This is a genomic window from Acinetobacter sp. TSRC1-2, from assembly GCF_049895885.1.
Lineage (GTDB): Bacteria > Pseudomonadota > Gammaproteobacteria > Pseudomonadales > Moraxellaceae > Acinetobacter.
Genome location: NZ_JAFCTF010000001.1, coordinates 309,524 through 329,021 on the forward strand (window position 1 = coordinate 309,524; position 19,498 = coordinate 329,021).

At 39.0% G+C, this 19,498-nt stretch carries 15 protein-coding genes, 1 tRNA gene and 1 pseudogene; 6 read left to right on the forward strand and 11 right to left on the reverse strand.

Features of this window, described 5'->3' with window-relative positions; genetic code table 11:
• Nucleotides 1-7: 7 nt before the first annotated feature.
• The 6 genes from ACP69Y_RS01465 to ACP69Y_RS01490 form a co-directional block, all read right to left on the reverse strand.
• Nucleotides 8-901, reverse strand: coding sequence for a LysR substrate-binding domain-containing protein (locus ACP69Y_RS01465; RefSeq protein ID WP_425915522.1), 894 nt, complete (start codon nt 899-901; stop codon nt 8-10).
• A gap of 12 nt (nt 902-913) precedes the next feature.
• A complete protein-coding gene (locus ACP69Y_RS01470; RefSeq protein ID WP_425915524.1) occupies nt 914-2,104 on the reverse strand; it encodes an MFS transporter in 1,191 nt (396 codons plus the stop codon).
• Nucleotides 2,105-2,130: 26 nt separating this feature from the next.
• Complete coding sequence (locus tag ACP69Y_RS01475) at nt 2,131-2,700, reverse strand: TetR/AcrR family transcriptional regulator (protein WP_425915526.1); 570 nt, start codon at nt 2,698-2,700, stop codon at nt 2,131-2,133.
• A 130-nt stretch (nt 2,701-2,830) separates the two neighbouring features.
• Complete coding sequence (locus tag ACP69Y_RS01480) at nt 2,831-3,352, reverse strand: acyl-CoA thioesterase (RefSeq protein WP_425915528.1); 522 nt, start codon at nt 3,350-3,352, stop codon at nt 2,831-2,833.
• Between the two features lie 382 nt (nt 3,353-3,734).
• The gene (locus ACP69Y_RS01485; RefSeq protein ID WP_425915530.1) at nt 3,735-3,932 is read right to left on the reverse strand and encodes a hypothetical protein; all 198 of its coding nucleotides are present in this window, start codon (nt 3,930-3,932) and stop codon (nt 3,735-3,737) included.
• Nucleotides 3,933-4,264: 332 nt separating this feature from the next.
• Complete coding sequence (locus ACP69Y_RS01490; RefSeq protein WP_425915532.1) at nt 4,265-5,257, reverse strand: patatin-like phospholipase family protein; 993 nt, start codon at nt 5,255-5,257, stop codon at nt 4,265-4,267.
• 139 nt (nt 5,258-5,396) lie between these two features.
• Here ACP69Y_RS01490 and chrA point away from each other — a divergent pair, with 139 nt between their 5' ends.
• Nucleotides 5,397-6,605, forward strand: a complete 1,209-nt coding sequence (gene chrA / locus ACP69Y_RS01495) for a chromate efflux transporter (RefSeq protein WP_425915534.1) — start codon at nt 5,397-5,399, stop codon at nt 6,603-6,605.
• Nucleotides 6,606-6,657: 52 nt separating this feature from the next.
• Here chrA and gltS read toward each other — a convergent pair whose 3' ends face one another.
• Entirely contained in the window at nt 6,658-7,887 is a 1,230-nt protein-coding gene (gltS, locus tag ACP69Y_RS01500) for a sodium/glutamate symporter (RefSeq protein ID WP_425915536.1), read from the reverse strand.
• A gap of 586 nt (nt 7,888-8,473) precedes the next feature.
• On the reverse strand, nt 8,474-9,748 hold the full coding sequence (locus tag ACP69Y_RS01505) for a DcaP family trimeric outer membrane transporter (protein WP_425915538.1): 1,275 nt from the start codon (nt 9,746-9,748) through the stop codon (nt 8,474-8,476).
• Between the two features lie 425 nt (nt 9,749-10,173).
• Between ACP69Y_RS01505 and ACP69Y_RS01510 the strand changes: the two are divergent.
• Nucleotides 10,174-10,837, forward strand: a pseudogene (locus ACP69Y_RS01510) (nitroreductase).
• A gap of 116 nt (nt 10,838-10,953) precedes the next feature.
• Here ACP69Y_RS01510 and ACP69Y_RS01515 read toward each other — a convergent pair.
• Nucleotides 10,954-12,171: a multidrug effflux MFS transporter gene (locus ACP69Y_RS01515; protein WP_425915539.1), complete on the reverse strand. Its 1,218-nt coding sequence runs from the start codon at nt 12,169-12,171 to the stop codon at nt 10,954-10,956.
• 136 nt (nt 12,172-12,307) lie between these two features.
• On the opposite strand from ACP69Y_RS01515, the gene yccS reads away from it, so the two are divergent.
• The 4 genes from yccS (at nt 12,308) to ACP69Y_RS01535 (ending at nt 18,847) form a co-directional block, all read left to right on the forward strand.
• Nucleotides 12,308-14,482, forward strand: a complete 2,175-nt coding sequence (gene yccS / locus ACP69Y_RS01520; protein ID WP_425915541.1) for a YccS family putative transporter — start codon at nt 12,308-12,310, stop codon at nt 14,480-14,482.
• 84 nt (nt 14,483-14,566) lie between these two features.
• The gene (locus ACP69Y_RS01525) at nt 14,567-15,127 is read left to right on the forward strand and encodes a hypothetical protein (protein ID WP_425915543.1); all 561 of its coding nucleotides are present in this window, start codon (nt 14,567-14,569) and stop codon (nt 15,125-15,127) included.
• A 176-nt stretch (nt 15,128-15,303) separates the two neighbouring features.
• Nucleotides 15,304-17,949: a PepSY domain-containing protein gene (locus ACP69Y_RS01530; RefSeq protein ID WP_425915545.1), complete on the forward strand. Its 2,646-nt coding sequence runs from the start codon at nt 15,304-15,306 to the stop codon at nt 17,947-17,949.
• Nucleotides 17,950-18,064: 115 nt separating this feature from the next.
• Nucleotides 18,065-18,847: a YdcF family protein gene (locus ACP69Y_RS01535; RefSeq protein WP_425915547.1), complete on the forward strand. Its 783-nt coding sequence runs from the start codon at nt 18,065-18,067 to the stop codon at nt 18,845-18,847.
• A 37-nt stretch (nt 18,848-18,884) separates the two neighbouring features.
• Here the strand turns inward: ACP69Y_RS01535 and ACP69Y_RS01540 are convergent, their stop codons facing one another.
• Together ACP69Y_RS01540 and ACP69Y_RS01545 are read right to left on the reverse strand one after the other, a co-directional pair.
• On the reverse strand, nt 18,885-19,346 hold the full coding sequence (locus ACP69Y_RS01540) for a DUF2750 domain-containing protein (protein ID WP_425915549.1): 462 nt from the start codon (nt 19,344-19,346) through the stop codon (nt 18,885-18,887).
• A 75-nt stretch (nt 19,347-19,421) separates the two neighbouring features.
• A tRNA-Val gene (locus ACP69Y_RS01545) sits at nt 19,422-19,497 on the reverse strand.
• Nucleotide 19,498: the final 1 nt, after the last annotated feature.

Below are 19,498 nucleotides of genomic sequence, written 5' to 3' on the forward strand. Positions count from 1 at the left end.
TAAGTTTTCAAAAGAAACCCATATAAAACTGTTCTTTTAAGATTTTTAAAATCAGTTCAATGACTTCATTTTTCTGACCTTTACGGTAACTGACATACAAGTCAATCATTGGTAAAGGCTCAATGGTATTTTTCACAACAATTTTGTCGCCCAACAATGGAATGACATAGGCAGGCACCAAACTCCAACCCACCCCCATCCCAACTAAATTCACATTCAATAAAATATTGGTCGATTGCTGCACCACATTCACATTCAGTTTCGATTGCTTAAAAAAATCGGTAATAATTTTATATAACTGCGGTGAAGCAATTTCATCACTAATAATAAAATCTTGGTTATTAAAACTCTTGATACTGACGTGACGTTGCTCGGCTATAGGCGAATCTTTCGGAATAATTAAAGCCAAAGGCTCGCTAAAAATTTGTACATGCTCAAGTTCACTGGCTTCATCAATATAGCGGGTAAAAGCGATATCAATATCACCTTTCTTTAAGGCCTTGAATTGATCAGCATCGGTCATACTATGAAAGTTAATTTTTATTTCAGGAAAATGCACCCGAATATTTGGCATGATATAGGGGAAAATTTTCATTTCAGCCACAGGCACAAAACCGATATTCAGCTGGTCTTTGTTTAAATTGGCAATTTGACGTGCATCCTGGATGGCCTTTTCAGCATGTTCCAAACTTAACAGCGCCTCTTTTAAAAATGCTTTGCCCTCTTCTGTCAGTTCAACTTTACGATTTGATCGAATCAACAACTGCACCCCGACTTCTTGTTCAAGGTCTTTAATTTGCTGGCTTAAAGAGGGCTGTACCGTACACATGCGTTGTGCAGCCTTGGTAAAATTCAGCTCTTCTGCCACTGCAACAAAATAGCGTAAATGACGTAATTCCACGGCTGTACCTCTTTATTTGGGTTGTTTAAGTGATGCTGAAACGGTGTATTTATAAACACATAAAGTTGCCACAGTAATGACAGCACAGAATAGATAAGTCATTTGATAACCATAATAGGCAATGATCAGACCCAGAATCACTGAACCAATGGCCATGCCTAAATCAAATAATGTGAAAAAGGTCGAGATTGCATGTCCCATTCGCTGCTTTGGTACAGACTGAATAGCCAAAGTTTGAAAACATGGAAATAATGAGCCATAGCCAATCCCAATAAATATAGCAGATAGCCAAAGAATCCATTGGTTTGAAATAAAACTCACCACCACCAAGCCTAAAGCAAAGAAAATAAACGAAGGATAAATGACAGCGCTAGCACCTTTACGATCATAAATTTTCCCGACCCACGGTCGTACTACAATCATGGAAATGGCGAATACAATAAAAAATAAACTGGTATAGGTCAGTAAATCCTTAGATTCACTATAAGCGGTGATGAAGCTCATAATGCTTGAATAAGCAAATGCGGTCAGTAAAGCCACAAAGCCAATCGGGACTGCGCGCATTTCAATAATGTCATGAAAACCTAAACGCTTTTCTTCTACCTTGTTGTGTAATTTGTCGAGTTTATTTTCTTGTACCGGAACCATTAAACAGAAAATAAAGCCCAGACAAATCACACTGCTTAAAATGGCAAACAGCATCATAAAGTTAGTAAATTGCAGCACGGTTAAGGCAGTCAATGGTCCAAATACCACGGCAAGGTTAGTCGACATGACGAAATAGCCCATGCCTTCCCCCTTACGATGATCGGGAATAAAGTCATTGGCAATCGGCACGGTCACCGTAGTCAATATACTAAACCAAATGCCGTGGATAAAACGAATCACCAGTAAAGCCCACATGCTATCGGCAAATAAATAACTAAAAGCAAAAAGGACAAATAAGAACTCGGAACCGCGAAAGGATATTTTTTTTCCTAATTTTTCGACAATCAATCCAGAAAATGGGCGAACTGCAATTGAAGAGATCAGAAATAAAGTCAGTGCCAAACCTGCTTCTTTAACCGTTCCACCTAAATTTTTCATGATATAGATGGGTAAAATTGTCAGTAGTGCATAGTAATAAGTAAATAAAAACAGGTTGTTGACCAGACACAATATGAAAGAGCGATTCCATAAGCGTTCGGTGTTCGTGGCAGTCATAATAATCAGCTTAAGTGTAGCTAGAGCTACTTTTGAACAAGAACAGGTTGCATGAGTAGATGCACCAAATTGTGAATATACGTTTCATCGGGCATACGATTAAAGAAAATAATTTGATAATGGATAGGCCCATACAGCGCATCCAGCATCAGCTCAAAAGGATATTCAGCAATAATTTCATGACGCTCAATTGCGATTTGAATCAGCTTACGGGTTTGCTCACGGCGCGGTAATAAATACTGTTTAAAAAACTCACCCGCAGCTTCGCGATGCTCAGCCATCACCACCAATAAGGCTCGCCCAACTGGATGATTCAATGCATGGGATAACTTTAAAAGTTGCTGATTGAGATTAAATTCCAGACTTTGTCCAAAATCTAATTCAAATACAGAAGCCGTTTGTTCTTTAAAAGCATCGAAAACCAAATCAGACTTGTGCTTCCACCAGCGGTAAATCGTCGATTTCCCGACCCCTGCCCGTGCCGCAATATCTTCTACAGTTAAATGACTGTAGTCATATTCTTCTAATGCTGCAGTCACCGCAGTCAAAATACATTGCTTACGGCGTGAAGTTTTCTCCATCTCTACTTCAGTCATAGCACCACCAAAAAACGAAACGATACGTATCGTTTTATATTATGCCGATTGAATCCTGTTGTACAGACAACAAGGTATTTCATATCAAAAAAAGACCGCTGAGCAGCGGTCTTTTTTCATTCAATGCTTATTAACATTGTGAAGTTTTCTTATAAATACTGCACGATGGGTGATGACTTTCTTGAAGACGTGCCACTTTGCGCTGTTCCGCAGCCTCAAAACGGCAGCGTTTCCAGTCGTTGTCTAAATTGAGCGCTGGAATTTGTTGCGGCTTACCATTTTCATCCACAGCAACCATGGTGAAATAACAGCTATTGGTATGACGGACCGTACGCTTTTGAATGTTTTGCGCTTCTACACGAATCCCGATCTCCATAGAGGTACGCCCTACATGGTTCACGCTGGCAAGGAAAGTAACGAGTTCCCCTACATGAATCGGTTCTTTAAAATTGACTTTATCAACTGACAAAGTGACTACATAGCTACCCGAATAACGGCTGGCACATGCGTATGCGACCTGATCCAACAATTTTAAAATTGTTCCACCGTGAACATTACCTGAAAAGTTTGCCATATCTGGAGTCATTAAAACCGACATAGTTAATTCAGACTGGTCATCTAATGCTGGAGCAATTTGATCTAATGGGGACATCGCGTTCTCTAGACTCTTTGATAGACAATAGTATTAAGTCATTATTATATCGTTTTTCTACGAAATAGAATGTCCAAATCGGCAATAAAATCATCATTATTATTTATAGTGATTTCAGTATCATTCAAGAAAATATATATCAATCTGTTTAACACGCTGTATCTGCTATCTTTTTAATTTATCGCAGGTTTTATAGAATAAATACTCAAAAATAGGATTACAAAAAATACACCCGCATTAATTTAAAACCATTCCATTTTTAAATAATCATGTGGTTAGTCTAATTAAGACTCAAAGCAAATCCATTTGCAGATATTCTTTTAAATATTTAATTGCTGAATAATAGAATACAGCCTACTAAATAAAATTAAGTTAAATAAAATTAAGAATCGATTTTACGTAACATCTCTTTGGAAATATTGCCATAACTGAGCACATTCTGCTGATCGAGCTGTGTTTCAATACTAAATGTACCATCCGCATTTTCTGCAGTCACTATAAAAACAAGATGTTCCATAGTCGCCATTTTGACTTTATGCCCGATGCTAATTTTTTCTATATTGATCCTGCTGTTATTCATTTAATGGTCCTTACAGAAATATGTTTTAATATTGACTTCAATGAAAGGGAGTTTATTGAATTTTCACTCAGTGGTAAACTTAATTCATTGAACAAAAACATATTAATATAAAAATAATAGAGTATAAAACTTTTAGGCACTTAATCAGTTTTATTCAGCAATATCAATTAATTGATTTGTCTTTACAATAAAATCTAGCTTAATTTGCTTACTTATCAACTGAAATTAAAATATTTATTATCCCCCTATTAAAAACAGGAACAAGATTTCATTAAATAAAAAAAATTATGCCTTGTTCCTAGTTCACTCATCATTTTAGTTAATTTATAGCTTCAATCATGCGCACTCAATTGTTGAATTTTATTCGTTAGTGAATAGCGCTTTTGACTAAATACAGTTGAAATAGCATTTAATTGATTTTGAGTTGCCTCAGCACCCGCTTGCATGGTCATTTCACGGCCTTTGACATCAAAAATATGTGCTTTTTCTCTTAAATCTGGCTGAATCACAATATCTGCATGTTTAAGTTCTTCTCTGGCTAAATGGTTCTGCATGATATTAATATTTTGGTTAAACAAGCCCCAAACATTGCTGGTTTCGGTATGCATGGGTTGAGCCAAAATATCTACCGCAATAATAATATCTGCTCCCAAATCACGTGCTACATCGACAGGGACAGGACTGACCAAGCCACCATCGACATATTCATCTGCACCAATTTTAGTGGGAACGAACATACTGGGAATAGACACCGAAGCGCGCACTGCTTGCCCGGTATTGCCATAATTAAAGACCACTTTTTTGCCTTCTTTTAATTCTGTCGCCACCACATACATTGGCGTTTTAAGTAATTCCAATGGTGTATTATTCACTTGTTGATTGACGTAGTTTTCAACTTTTTTGCCGTCAAAAAAACCTTTTATATCGAGTTTTACATCACGCACATCATGGGCTTTCATATTTAACGCAATATCACGTAATTCATTCGCAGTTTTACCGCTGGCATAAATTGAACCTACAATACTTCCTGCACTGGTACCAACAATAAAATCAGGATGAATACCTTGTTGTTCCAATACTTGAATTACACCAATATGCGCATAGCCCCGTGCACCGCCACTACCCAGTACCAAAGCAACAATCGGACGATTTTCCTGTTTTTTTAATTTTTTAAAATTAATGCGGTCGGCATGTACTTGTGCATCTACACGGGGAGATTCAGATAAGCCTGTAGAGCCTACAGTAAGCTTGGAGTGCGGAACACTTTGGCATCCCGCTACACTTACTACAGCTAAAGCAATATAACCAAATTTGATATTTATCATGAACCACCCAAAGATTAATCAGCTTATCTTTTAAAAGTCGTACAGTTTAAGAACTATATGTTTTTCACATTGTAGTATTTCGTTAAACTGCCATCAAAAAATATTAGACTTTAAAAGATCGACCCTAATGAATTTGTCTATGCCATCCCTTCATTATCGCACTATTTTCCTGACTTTTCTAAAATTAGGTTGCCTTGCATTTGGTGGTCCTGCTGCGCATCTGGTGTTTTTTCATCACACCTTTGTGAAGCAATTAAAATGGCTAGATGACCAACAATATGCACAACTGGTTGCTTTGGCACAAATTTTACCTGGACCAACCAGCAGCCAAGTGGGTTTGGCGATTGGCTATGTAAAAAAAGGCTATGGAGGTGCGGTACTTGCATGGTTAGGTTTTACTCTACCTTCCGCAATATTAATGACTACGGTAGCAATATTAGGCCAACAATTTTTCCCCCTGCTTTCTTCAGCGTTTTTTCATAGTATTCAATTGATTGTTTTGGCTGTGGTGACATGGGCTTTCTGGCAAATGCTTCAAAGCTTTTGTACCCAAATCTGGCAATACATTTTAATGCTCTGTTCCACCCTCTTTATTTACAATATTTCGCTGCCGATGAATCAAATTATAGTAATTTTTATCGCGGCATGGTTGGGCATATTCTTCACACAAAAAATTACTTCCCCAAAAGAGAATAAAACGGAAAATTCTGCTTTAACAGATACTATCTCTTCTACAAAAAGATCAAATGCTTATTTCTGGATAATTCTTTTTGTATTGCCTTTTTTTATCTTTCTTGTTCTGAACTGGCAACAAAGCAGTGTATTCATACAAGTTGTAGAAAGTTTCTATCGTAGCGCTTCTCTGGTTTTTGGTGGCGGACATATCATTTTGCCTTTTTTACATCAGGATTTCGTTGCAACTGGTTTAATTTCTGCCGAGAAATTTGATTTAGGTTATGCCTTGGCCCAGCTGATGCCTGGTCCTTTATTTAGCTTTGCCAGTTATGTGGGTGCACTCACACCTTTAACTCCATATCCGATCCTGAATGCCTGTATCGCTACGCTAGCCATATTCCTTCCTTCATTTTTTCTTGTTTTTGGAACCTTACCCTACTGGTCATGGTTGATGAATCAAACTTATATTCGTCATGCGGTTGTAGGAATCAATGCGGCTGTGGTGGGACTTCTACTTTGCATGGTTATACAAATCGCACAACATTATATTGTACAGATCACTGATCTTATATTTGTTGGCGGGGTCATAGGATTGCTTAAAACCAAGCTACCCGTCTGGCTGAGCTTAATGGGTAGTTTCATAGCCTACCAGCTCATTCTGACCTTTCTATAATTTTCAGTAATAAAAAAGCCCTAGATTCCTAGGGCTTTTGATATTTCATCAATTAACCAAAAAATTGTAAAATACCTTGAATTACAACGACGTTTACCAAGTCAATAAAGAATGCTCCGACTAGCGGTACAATCAAGAATGCTTTATGCGATGGCCCATACATGTTGGTAATCGCTTGCATATTGGCAATCGCATTCGGTGTTGCACCCATACCAAAACCACATAAACCGGATGCCAACACCGCGGAGTCATAGTTTTTACCCATTACACGGAATGACACATAAACGGCAAACACCCACATGGCAATAGACTGCGCAATCAACAAGATAATCATTGGAATCGCCAAATCAGTCAATTGCCAAAGTTTTAGTGATACCAAGGCCATGGCCAAATACAGGGCTAAGGCAGTATTACCAAATACATCAATTGAACGATCAAAAATTTCACGTTTAAAACCGGTTTCTACCACATTACGCAGCAAAATACCGCCAGCCAAGGCCCAGACAAAAGTTGGCAGTTCAAATGCTGTACCCACTGTCAAATTTTTCAAAATTTCTGCAAATGCCAAAGCAAAAGCAAACATTCCCAAAGTGACAATGGCGTTGTCGGCAGTAATTAAACGAACTTTATAGGGTGCTTCAAATGCATATTCATGTTCCGTTAAAGGCGCTGCATTTTTTTCCTTACGCACTGCAGAATTTAACGGTGCAGCCAATTGATGTTTTCTAATCAGATAGCGTGCTAAAGGGCCACCCATTAAGCCACCAATCACCATACCAAAGGTTGCGCTGGCAATCCCCATTGGCAGTGCACCTTCAACCGCGTATTTGGTTTCAAAAATTGGTCCCCAGGCACCTGCTGTACCCAAACCACCAATTAAAGCAATCGAACCTGCAATGACCCCCATCAATGGATCAAGTCCAACTGCACTTGCAACAGCCATGCCTACGCCATTTTGCACCACAACAAAGGCAGAAATTGCCATCAGGAAGATTAATAGCGGCTTGCCCCCTTCCCTTAATTTGGCAAAGTTTGCACTTAAACCAATCGAAGCAAAGAACATCAACATAAAGGTGTCTTGCATTGGTTTATTCACTGAAATGGTATAACCAGCAAAATGGTGAAGAAGATAAAAAACAATTGCCCCCACCAGACCGCCGGCCACAGGTTCAGGAATGTTGTATTTGGTCAAAAATGGAATGTATTTGTTTAAAATACGACCGATATACAGCACCAACACAGCAAGCATTAAAGTAAATGTTGGATTTAAGATGTAATCCATAAATTTTTCCTAATCGACCAAAACTGCACGTCTATCTGCACTATTTATATGAGTTTTAACTTAGCTTTTTACCATGCATCAGGAGAAAACTTAAAACCGTTACTGAGCAGAAGTTTTCTTTATAAAAATCCTGCTATATAACCCTAAACTAAAACGCATAACAAATAGTAATCTGGTAAATTTCGACCAGATTAAAAAACATGCAACAATTAAAACATTATTAAAGATGACAATCCTAACCAAATAAAAAGCAAAAAATCCTTTTCACCATATAACTTATAGAATTTCTATGTCATCAATACTCGAGCAACAAATCATTGATTCTCATCAATGAAATATTCACATATAAAATGAAATTAAGACTTCAAAAATATGAATGTGAATAAAAGTGCGACATTATGCAGTTTTTTTGAAAAAAATCTTTAGTTTTTTACAATTTTATCTATCACTGTAAATTATAGTTTTTTTATATTTATTTTTTAAATAAATATTTTTTAATAAACAGTTATTAATATTTTTGAAAGCCAAATAAAAAAGAGGCGAATAAATCGCCTCTTTTTTATTTATATATTTTTAGACATTAAGATTAGAAATTGTATTTCGCCATTAAGCCTACACGGTTATCTTTAAATGACTGTCCAGCAAAGGTATCACGTTTACCGTTGACGTATTCAATACCTAAGTCAATCGGTGCAGCCGGTGAATAGATAAAGTTAATCCATGCTTGTTGAACCTTTTCATTCGCAGCAGTATTGTTAGCCGCGTAATCAGTTCCATCATCAGCAAAGATTGCCCCATAAGCCAAGGTTGAGCGTAATTGAGGAGAAATCTTGTAAGTCGCACCGACTTGTACTGCTGTAAATTCATTCTGCTCAATATCACCATTGACTACAGAATACGCACCATTACTGCCATATAAGTAATTACTATTCCCTACAACATGTGAAACATCGGCAGACACTTTTAAAGGATCAGCGATTTGATAGTTTGCACCAACTGCAAGTCCATAACCAAACTCATCATCATCGGCTGTAGTCGATTTATAATTCTCAACTAAAGCACGTGCTGATGCTGAGCCTTTACCATCGGCAAAACCTTGAGTTAATTTTGCGGTTAAGTTTGGCAGACGGTATTTGATATCTGTAGCAGAGCTATCGCCCTCTTCAGCAGAGAAAAATAATTGAGTAGCAGGAGCGAGTTTAAGACCATAGCGTACTTGTGGAACACGTGTTGTACCACCACCAATGTTAGTCGCAAAATCAATCATTTCAGGAGCATGACTTGACAGGAAGTTAGAGGTCGTTTGACCAAATAACCAGTCGTTATAGGTCAAATAAGCATGACGAATACGCAAGTTTTCAGTTGCACTTGCAAAGTCGACTTCTACCTTACCTCCCACTTTAGCATCACCTAATGGTGAACTAAAATCTAAACCGATACGGGTGGTTTTAGCTGTAGCGCGCAACTTATCATTTACGGAACCAACGGTACCATTGCCAACTTTAGAAGCATTACCGAAGTCATCATCCGCACCTTCAATAATATAGTTCGCATCTCCACGAACATAGCCGTATAGGTTTACACTTGCGCCCGATTTGGTCTTAAAGCCCGTTGCTGGTGCTTCAGGTTTAGCTACTGGTGCTGCTACAGGTTGAGCTTTAACTTGCTCAATTTGAGTTTGCTGCTGTTGTTGAACTTGATGTTGCTGTTGAATTAAAGATTTTAATGCTTCAACTTCTTTACGTAATTCTTGAATTTGTTGTTGCTCAGCTTTACCTGCATGTGCTGTGCTTACCATTACAGCTGTAACTGCTAATGCTAAACTTTTAGCCATAAATTTACCGTTGAGTAAGCGACTCATTCTAATCTCCAATTTAAATATCTCGCATCCGTGCATAACTGACCCTTAAAAACTCGACAAATCGATGAAAAGAATCACGATTTAAAATTTTAAAAAGCTTTAAAAATCATTGCATTTTCTGCTTATTAGTACAGTGAAAAAGCTTAACGTGTTATAAAAGTACAACATATGTAAACGATATGTTGCAAACAATCTATCAAGTTCTCTACTTTATTAAAATCAGTTTTCTTGAACAATGATTAAAAAATAATCTTGTTTTTTAGATATTTATTTAAAATAATGAATATATTCTTTAACTTATCGAAAACTCAAATACAGTCACAGATCCAGATATTAGACTAATGTATATAGGAATTAGTTCTAAAAAACTCATTTCAAAAGGAACTTTTATGAATTTGTAACAAGTTCGCCATGTTGATGATGCGATTACTTCACGTCATTCCGTACGGGCTTTTTTAAATAAAGCGGTTGATCTGCAAATCATTAAAGACATTTTAACTGTGGCGAGTCAGGCACCATCCGGAACCAATATACAACCTTGGAAAGTTTATGTGGTGAGTGGGGAAAAACGTGATGAAATGGTTGAACGGGTATGTAAAGCACAAATTGAACTGGCTACCCGACCAGAACTTGCAAGCCAATACCAAGAGACTTTTGCCTATTATCCTGAAAACTGGATTTCACCCTTTATTGAGCGTCGCCGTGAAAATGGCTGGGGTTTATACGGATTAGTAAATATCTAAAAAGGGGAAAAAGAAAAAATGGGGCGCCAACAACTGCGCAACTTTCAGTTATTCGATGCGCCAGCTGCTCTATATTTTACCGTGAATAAGATCATGGGTATTGGTTCTAAAATGGATATTTCCATGATGATTCAAAATGTCATGATCGCGGCCAAAGCGCGTGGTCTGGATACCTGCCCTCAAGCAGCCTGGAATCATTTTCATCCGATCGTACTGGACGTATTGAATGCCCCTGAAGATGAAGAACTGGTCTGTACAGTTGCACTCGGATCCGGACGATATCGTAAATACCTTTATTACCCCACGTATTGCGGTTGAAAAATTTACCGTATTCTTGGATAAATAAGTTGGATGAATAAATTGGATGAAGAAGCCGATTCAATTAATCTAAAAATAAAAGAGACCTTTAATTCTCTATTTAAGTCTCTTTTTTATTACAATTTTTTGTTTTAGCTTTTAATCTTAAGTTTTTGCTTGCTCATGGGATGCAGGCGGATTTAATTGCATGATCGCCAGCAAAGTTACAGCTACAAACATGAGCATCACTAAACCCATATTTAAGAGTGAATTCCAAATCAGGAAATTCAGGATCACACCACCGAGTAAACCACAGGCAAACTGCATGCTCCCCATAATGGCACTGGCCGTTCCTGCACGCGACCCTTGTTCCGACATTGCCAAAGCCATGGCATTCGGTCCTGTAAAGCCAATACCCGCAACCGCCAAAAACATGCCTGAGAGTACCATCCACAATGGGATCTGACCGATCAGACCGGCAATGGATAAAATAGATGCGCCTATCAACTGAAGCATAGCGCCTATTTTCAAACGACCAAGTACGGAAAATTGATGCGCCAGTTTTTTATTTAGCGTCGATAACAACATAATACCAAAGGCATTTAAACCAAAGGCATAAGCGAATTGTTGCTGATTCAAACCATAATCATCCATCAATACCGAAGCCGATGAACTGATATAGCAAAATAATACGCCACCCGAAAAACAGCCCGCCAGCATCGGTAATCTAAAACTACGATCGATGAAAATCACAGCATATAAATTGCATATCTGGCTAATATTCAATTTTAAACGGCGTTCAGGTGCTAGGCTTTCTTTAAAGAAAAAGTGTACGCACAACAAGCAGATCATGCCCATCAGCGTTAAAAAGACGAAGACTGCCTGCCACGCAAAAAACTTCAATACGACTGCACCCAAGCTTGGCGCAATAATCGGTGCAATCCCCATTACAATCATCATACTGGCAAAGGCTTGCGCAGAAGCGTGCATGTCCAAACGGTCACGAATAGCAGCCCGTGCAATCACTACCCCGACACAGCCCCCAACAGCCTGTAAAATACGCGCTGCAATTAAGCTCCATTCATCGGTTGCAAAGACACATAACATACTTGCTACGATATAAAGCACCAAACCAAAATAAAGGGGCGGTTTACGGCCAATTCGATCGCTCAAAGGACCATAAATAAGTTGTCCCAATGCCAGACCTAAAAAATATGCCGGTAAAGTATTGGCCATCATTTGGGTACTGATCCCAAAGTCATTGGCCATTTGTGGCAATGCCGGCAAGTACATATCGATAGAAAGTGGACCTAATGAGGTCAGTAATGCCAGGAGCATGATCCATGTCGTAGAATATTGTTGAGTAGACTGTTGTTCAGACATATTGATATTTAATTTTTAAATGGCGGCTTTGAAGACAAGCTTACACTGTACATAGTATTATTTCTCAGAATGGAGAGTGAAAAATCACATAATTCACCTCACTGATGCATAGATCACTTTGTGGTAAGGACATAATTTGAAATCTTGGCTCACACGTCTTAAACAAGCGACGTATAACACTACTTTCATGTATAACCTGCGCATGGTGATTGCATTCGCAGGTACTGCTTTTGTGCCTTATTTTATGGGGCAACAACTGGCGACTATTCCTTTAACCTTGGGTGTGGTGGCTGCAGGCTTAAGTGATATTGACGACCGTTTTTCGGTTCGTATCATGAACCTGATTTATACTTACATCGGCTTTTTTATTACCGCCACCTCGATTTATTTCTTATTTCCTTATCCGATTTTATTTGCCTTAGGCTTGATTGTTTCCTGTATTGGCTTGATTCTTCTCGGCTCATTGGGACGGCGCTACGCCACTATTTCCTATGGTTGCTTAGTAGTTTCTGTCTACTCGATGCTAGGTGTTGGATTATTTGATAATTGGTATACCCAAGCCTTGCTATTGGTTGCAGGCGCCGCATGGTATGGACTGATTTCAACAGTCAGCTTTTTATTATTCCCTGTTCGCCAAGTTCAAGATAAATTGTCGCAGTGTTATTCATCCCTAGGGGATTTTCTGTTTGCAAAATCGAATCTGTTTGATGTCGATATGACACCAAGCAGTTATCAACAAAGTATGATTGAGCTATCTTTAGAAAATGGCAAACTGGTCGGTATTTTCAATGAAATGAAAACTGCCTTGCTGACCCGTTTAAAGGGTGACCGTGGACAAAAAGACACCCGTCGCAGCTTGCAGTATTATTTTGTGGCCCAAGATATTCATGAACGCGCCGATTCAGCGCACATTGACTATCAAAAACTGGTTAAAATTTTTGAACATAGCGATATTTTATTTCGTCTGCAACGGGTTTTATACCTTCAAGCAAAAGCCTGTAAAGACCTAAGTCACAGCATTTTGCACCGTGAAACCTATCAACATAACAAGCGCTTTAAGCAGGCCTTTACCAATTTAAAACTCTCCTTAGAAAAGTTACGCGCTGAACAGCAATATGAAAAAGTCTGGGTCAATGCACTATTTTCCCTGTATCAAAATTTAAAGTCGATTGATGCACAACTCCGTAATGTAGAAACCGAACGTCATATCAAATTTGATAAAGCTAAACATATTGAAAACCAGTTGAAAGATGACGACTTAAAAGGTTGGGATGATGTGGTAATCCGCATCAAACAGCACTTAACCCCAGAATCTGTGCTGTTTAGACATGCAATACGAGTCTCGATTGTTCTGCTGATTGGTTATATTTTTGTTCAAGTGACTCAGATTGAATATGGCTACTGGATTTTACTGACTGCACTTTTTGTCAGCCAACCTAACTTCAATGCCACCAAACGTCGTTTACGTCTGCGTATTGTCGGGACTTTAGTGGGGATTATTCTGGGTTATGCGGTTTTGTACTTTATCCCGTCGGTTGAAGGACAACTATTATTATTAGTGTTGAGTGGTGTGCTGTTCTTTGAATTGCGCAGTAAACAATATGCGCAAGCCACCGCATTTATTACTATTCTTGCGCTGATTAATTTCAATCTGGATGGAATGGGCTTTGAAGCAGCTTTACCCCGCATGATTAATACCTTAATTGGCTGCGCGGTGGCATGGTTTGGGGTCAGTTTTATTTTTCCAGACTGGAAATTTCGTCGCCTGTCGCGCACCATCAATCGCTCACTTACTGCACAATGTAATTATTTGGCAGAAGTGATCGAACAATATAAGCAAGGGCGTAATCACGGTCTGAAATATCGTGTGGTACGTCGCGCTGCACATAATAATGATGCTGAAGTTGCTTCCCTGATTTCAACCTTAGCCACAGAGCCGGATTTCGATCCAACACAAAAAAGCCTGGCTTTTGAATTCTTATGTTTGAATCACACCCTACTGAGCTATATTGCCGCGCTCGGTGCACATCGTGAAAAAATACAAGATCAAGAGGTGTTAAACCTTTTAGACCTGGCTTTAGAGAATATCCAAGGTTCTTTATTAAAAGATGAAGCTCCCGATCTGACAGCACAAAATATGTTGAACACGACTCGTCAACGCTTAAGCCAAAATAATGAAGATGATCAGAAATCGCTGATTGTTTTACAGCAATTGTCTTTGATGTTAAGTATTCTGAATCAACTCAGTCGCTTAAAGCAAAGTTTGAGTCATGACCGTGATGAGGAAGCCACCGAATTGGGCTCCTTATAATTCGAATGAATTTGGAACAATATACTCCCTGAATGGGTATAAATAATGCTAAACTTTTTACAGTTCTAAATTTGTTAATTCATTATGACCGCGAAAAATTTATACGCTTATACTCTCCAGCCTGTGAACTATGAAATTTCAGAGGCTGAACAACGTCAAGCTCAACTTGCTATTTGGCGTAGTACCAACAAAATCGGCACTAAAACTTGGATAATTATGGCTATTGTGGCTGCTCTATCTATTGTTGGTATTATCCTGTTAAAGAACTATTCGACTATTTTTTGTTGGGTTGCATTAGTCTGCGTCGTGGCGTACTTCCTCATCCGTAAATTCGGTCTGGAATGGTATGTTAAACGTAAAATGAATGAATTCCCTGTGCAGGAAATCAAGGGCATTCGTTTAGGTGTACAGCCACACGGCCTTATTATGCGTCAAAAAATGGGTGCGCAAGAAGGCGTTGGTGCAATTGGCTGGAAAGATATTTATGAATGGTATAACACGCCTGACTTTATGTTGATTAATTTCAAGGTTAAAGGTCAGCAAGGTGCTTATATTTTGCCAAAACGTATGGATTCGAAGAATTTTTCATTCAATACCATTCGCAAGCATTTAAAAGAAACAGTGGGCGAAGCGAAACAGGTTTAAGCTCTGTTTTAATCAAAACGATTTACCTAAGAACCTCCAAATGCTTGGAGGTTTTTTAATAAAAACAACTTTAAATGAGAATGAGAATAGATATTACCTACAAAATCCATATTATTAACTAGAAGTTCAGTTATAATTCGCGCTATTACTGTTCACCTCCCGTATCTTTTTCAGCTATGTTAAAAAAAATCTTTTTCCAGATCCACTGGTTCCTCGGGATTACCGCTGGGTTAATTCTCTCCATTATGGGGGTTACTGGTGCCATTTATTCCTATGAACAACCGATTCAAAAATGGCTGAATCCAGATAGTTATACGGTACAAGCTGCAAATCGGGACAAGTTAACCCCTGCAGAACTGTATCAGCATTTCCATAGTACTGATCCAGAGATGAAAATTAATAGCATCACTGTGGCCAAAGACCCTACTGCCTCTTCCAGTCTGAACATTGTCAAAGAAGGTGCACGCAAGGGTTATAACATGATGATTAACCCCTACACGGCTGAAGTTTTACCGGAAATCAAAGGGCGGGAGTTCTTTCAGTTTATTCAGCAGTTACATCGCAACTTGACCGTTGGACCAGTCGGCAAGCAGATTACCGGTGCATGTACCCTGATGCTGCTGCTCTTTATATTCAGTGGTTTATATCTACGTTGGCCTAAAAAGCATTCTTTTAAACAATGGTTCATGATCAAACCCAAACTTAAAGGCCGTAATTTTCTTTGGGACTTACATGCGGTTGTGGGTACGTGGGTGGTGATTTTCTTCCTGATTATTGCCTGTACTGGCTTAACCTGGTCTTATGGCTGGTGGCGTAGCGGCCTATATACCGTGATGGGTGTCGAACAACAAAAAGAATCAAAAGGTGAAGCTCCAGCGGGTGGTGAAGGTCGCGGTGAACGTGGCGGAAATACCCCAAGCGGTGAAGGACGTGATGGCGCTCAACAGGCACAATCAACTAACAAAGATCGAGAAGGTTCTCGTGGTGAAGGTGGTGATAAACGTGGTCTAAGCGCTGAGCAAATCAATCTTGCACTCACCCAGACATGGACTGGATTTAATGCACAAGTCGGTCGGGACTATTCTAGTCTGACCCTGAACTTGCCAAAAAAAGCCAATGGTGAAGTTGAACTGACTTTTGTGGATGCTATTCCACAACACGAACGCGCACGCAATAAAGCCACATTTGACTATAAAACTTCATCCATTAAAAAGATGGAAATTTATGAAGATAAAAAGTTAAATGAAAAAATCATGAGCAGCATGTTGCCGGTTCACCGGGGTAGCTTCTTTGGTCCGGTGTACCAATTCTTGGCCATGTTAGCCGCTCTGTCTATGCCATTGTTCTTTGTCACGGGCTGGATGCTTTATCTTAAACGTCGTAAACAAAAGAAACTCACGAAAGCTGCACGAAATAGCTTAACAGCTGTCAGTATTGATCCCAATGCAAAACCTTGGCTGATTGCTTATGCCACTCAAACCGGTATTTCTGAACAACTGGCTTGGCGTAATGCGACCAGCTTACAAGAAGCTCGTCAGCCGGCAACCGTAAAATCCGTACAACATTTAAGCATTGATGATTTAAAAAGTACTGAACAGGTCTTATTCGTAGCCAGTACTTATGGCACCGGCGAAGCGCCTGATTTAGCGTCAAGTTTTGCCAAAAAAATACTTTCGTCACACGTTGATTTAAGTCATCTGCACTATGCTGTTTTAGCCTTAGGTTCGAGTGAATATCCAGATACCTTCTGTAGTTTTGGGCATGAAATTGATGCCTGGTTAAAGCAAAATGGCGCACAGCAATTGTTTGCGACCATTAAAGTGGATAATGCCAACAATCAACAGATTCAGGCTTGGAACAGTGCTTTAGCCAAAGTGACTAAACTAGACTTACAAGCCATGAATATCGAAAAAACATTTGATACCTGGACACTCACAAAACGTGATCTGCTCAATCCAAATAGCTTAGGTGCACCTACTTTTAATATCGAATTAAAGCCGACCCACGAAGTAATTTGGCAAGCCGGTGATATTGCAGAGATTCAACCGGGTAATAGTGCTGAACGCATTGCAGCCTTTATGCAAAAATATCAAATTCAAGCGCATACACAAGTCGATTCATTACAGCTCAGTATTGAACAGGCACTATGGGATAAAGATTTAACGGTTGAAGTTGAACCTTTTGCCAATATGGATCATTTGCTGGAACAGCTGAATATGCTGCCCTCTCGTGAATATTCTATTGCCAGTATTCCATCCCAACAGGTGCTTCGCTTGGTGGTTCGTCAGCAATCAGATACTCAAGGTCAATTGGGCTTAGGTTCGGGCTGGCTGACTCAACATGCGGCATTAAATAGTGAGATTGCGCTACGTATCCGCACTAATGAATCTTTCCATCTGATTGATGACAATCGTCCAGTCATTTGTATTGGTAACGGTACAGGTCTTGCCGGATTGATGAGCTTATTACATACACGTAACCGTCAGGATTACACCCAAAACTGGCTCATCTTTGGTGAACGTCAACGTGAACATGACTTTTTTTATCAAGGTACGATTGAAGCTTGGCAAACAATAGGCATGCTACAACGCCTTGATTTAGCCTTCTCTCGCGATCAAGAGGAAAAAGTCTATGTGCATCACGTACTACGCGAACAAGCCCAAGAACTGAAAGCCTGGGTGGATCATGGTGCGGCAATTTATGTTTGCGGTAGTATTAATGGTATGGCGAGTGATGTTGATCAAGCACTGATTGACATTCTGGGGGAAACAACGGTTGATCAGCTTCGTCAAGATGGTCGTTATCGTCGTGACGTTTATTAACTATTAGAGTATTAAATATTAAAGCCAATAAAAAACCGAGTCTTAGCGCTCGGTTTTTATACTTAAAACATACAAATTGTTTAAACTAGCAGCAACATTTACCCAGAGCCATCTTATGTCTGATCCTCTAAAACGTAGCTTTAGTTTTATCATAGGCAGCTTATTGGCACTCAATGGTTTATGGTTACTTTCACTCGATAAAATCCATTTGGGAATCATTCTTCCTGTTATTATCGGTATCGGGTTCATTCTGTATGCCATATGCTTTAAATGGATTCAAAAATTTATCCAAGCCAGTAAATTAAGACAGACTATATGGCGTTGTGCTTGGGCAGCATTCTTTGTGTGGCTCAGCACATTGCTGATTTTTTTCGCTTATCTACATTATACGATTCAGCACAACAATCCTGCACAACAAGCTAAGGCAATTATCGTACTGGGCAGTGGTATAGAAAATGGGCAACCTTCGCCAACTTTAAAACAACGTTTAGATGTCGCCGCAACATATGCTAAGCACTATCCTCAAACCATCATAGTGATGACTGGAGGTTTAGGTTTTAAAGAGCAGATTACTGAAGCAGAAGTAATGTCTGAATACATACAAAAACATCATCAGATTGAGCAATCTTGCATTCTATTAGAAGATCAAAGTACCAGCACTGAACAAAATTTGCGTAATGTTCAACCATTACTTTTAAAACATCACATTACACTCGATCAGCCGATTGTCATTGCAACCAGTGATTTTCATATTTTACGTGCCAAAACCATAGCCAAACATCAAGGTTACCAGCAGATCATTACCATAAGCGCACCGACACCTCTATATATTCGCTACAACTCCTGGTTACGTGAATACTTTGCTTTTATCAGTGGCTGGTTGCTCAACGAATATTAAATTATTGAGCAAGTTTAGGAATTATTGATTTGGCAGATTAATTTAAACGAATGCTACGTGGCAAAGGCAGCCTGGCGTCTTTGAATAATTCTGGTTTTTGCAAATAAATCTGATACAGATATTTTTTTATGTCTAATAATAATTTTTCCGGTGCAACCAGGATATTTTGCCCTTCAGGCGTTAAATCTATCGATATACATGTATTTTCTTGACGTAAAAAAGGAATAACTTTTTCAACAAAATCTTTGAGTGAAATATCCTGAATTTGATATCTTTCCCAATTATCTTTAATCAATAACTTTGCCAGGCTTTTATGTTGCCAAACAGCGAAAGCACGCTGACCTGTAGGGGTAGCACATAAAGCCCACCCGTCATCATATAATCCGCTAATAGAACCGTGAGCAACCATTGTTTCAATGAATTGTTTATAAATGTCTTGAGCATTATAGGTGATATTTTGATTTTTGGACGCAGCTTTGCGTTGATATGGATTTCTCATAGTTTTTTGATTATTTTAAATTATTATAGTCTTGAGATTCTATGAAAAAAACAGGATTGGAGCAAGGATAATATATGGTGGGCGCTGACGGGATCGAACCGCCGACATTCTGCTTGTAAGGCAGACGCTCTACCAACTGAGCTAAGCGCCCT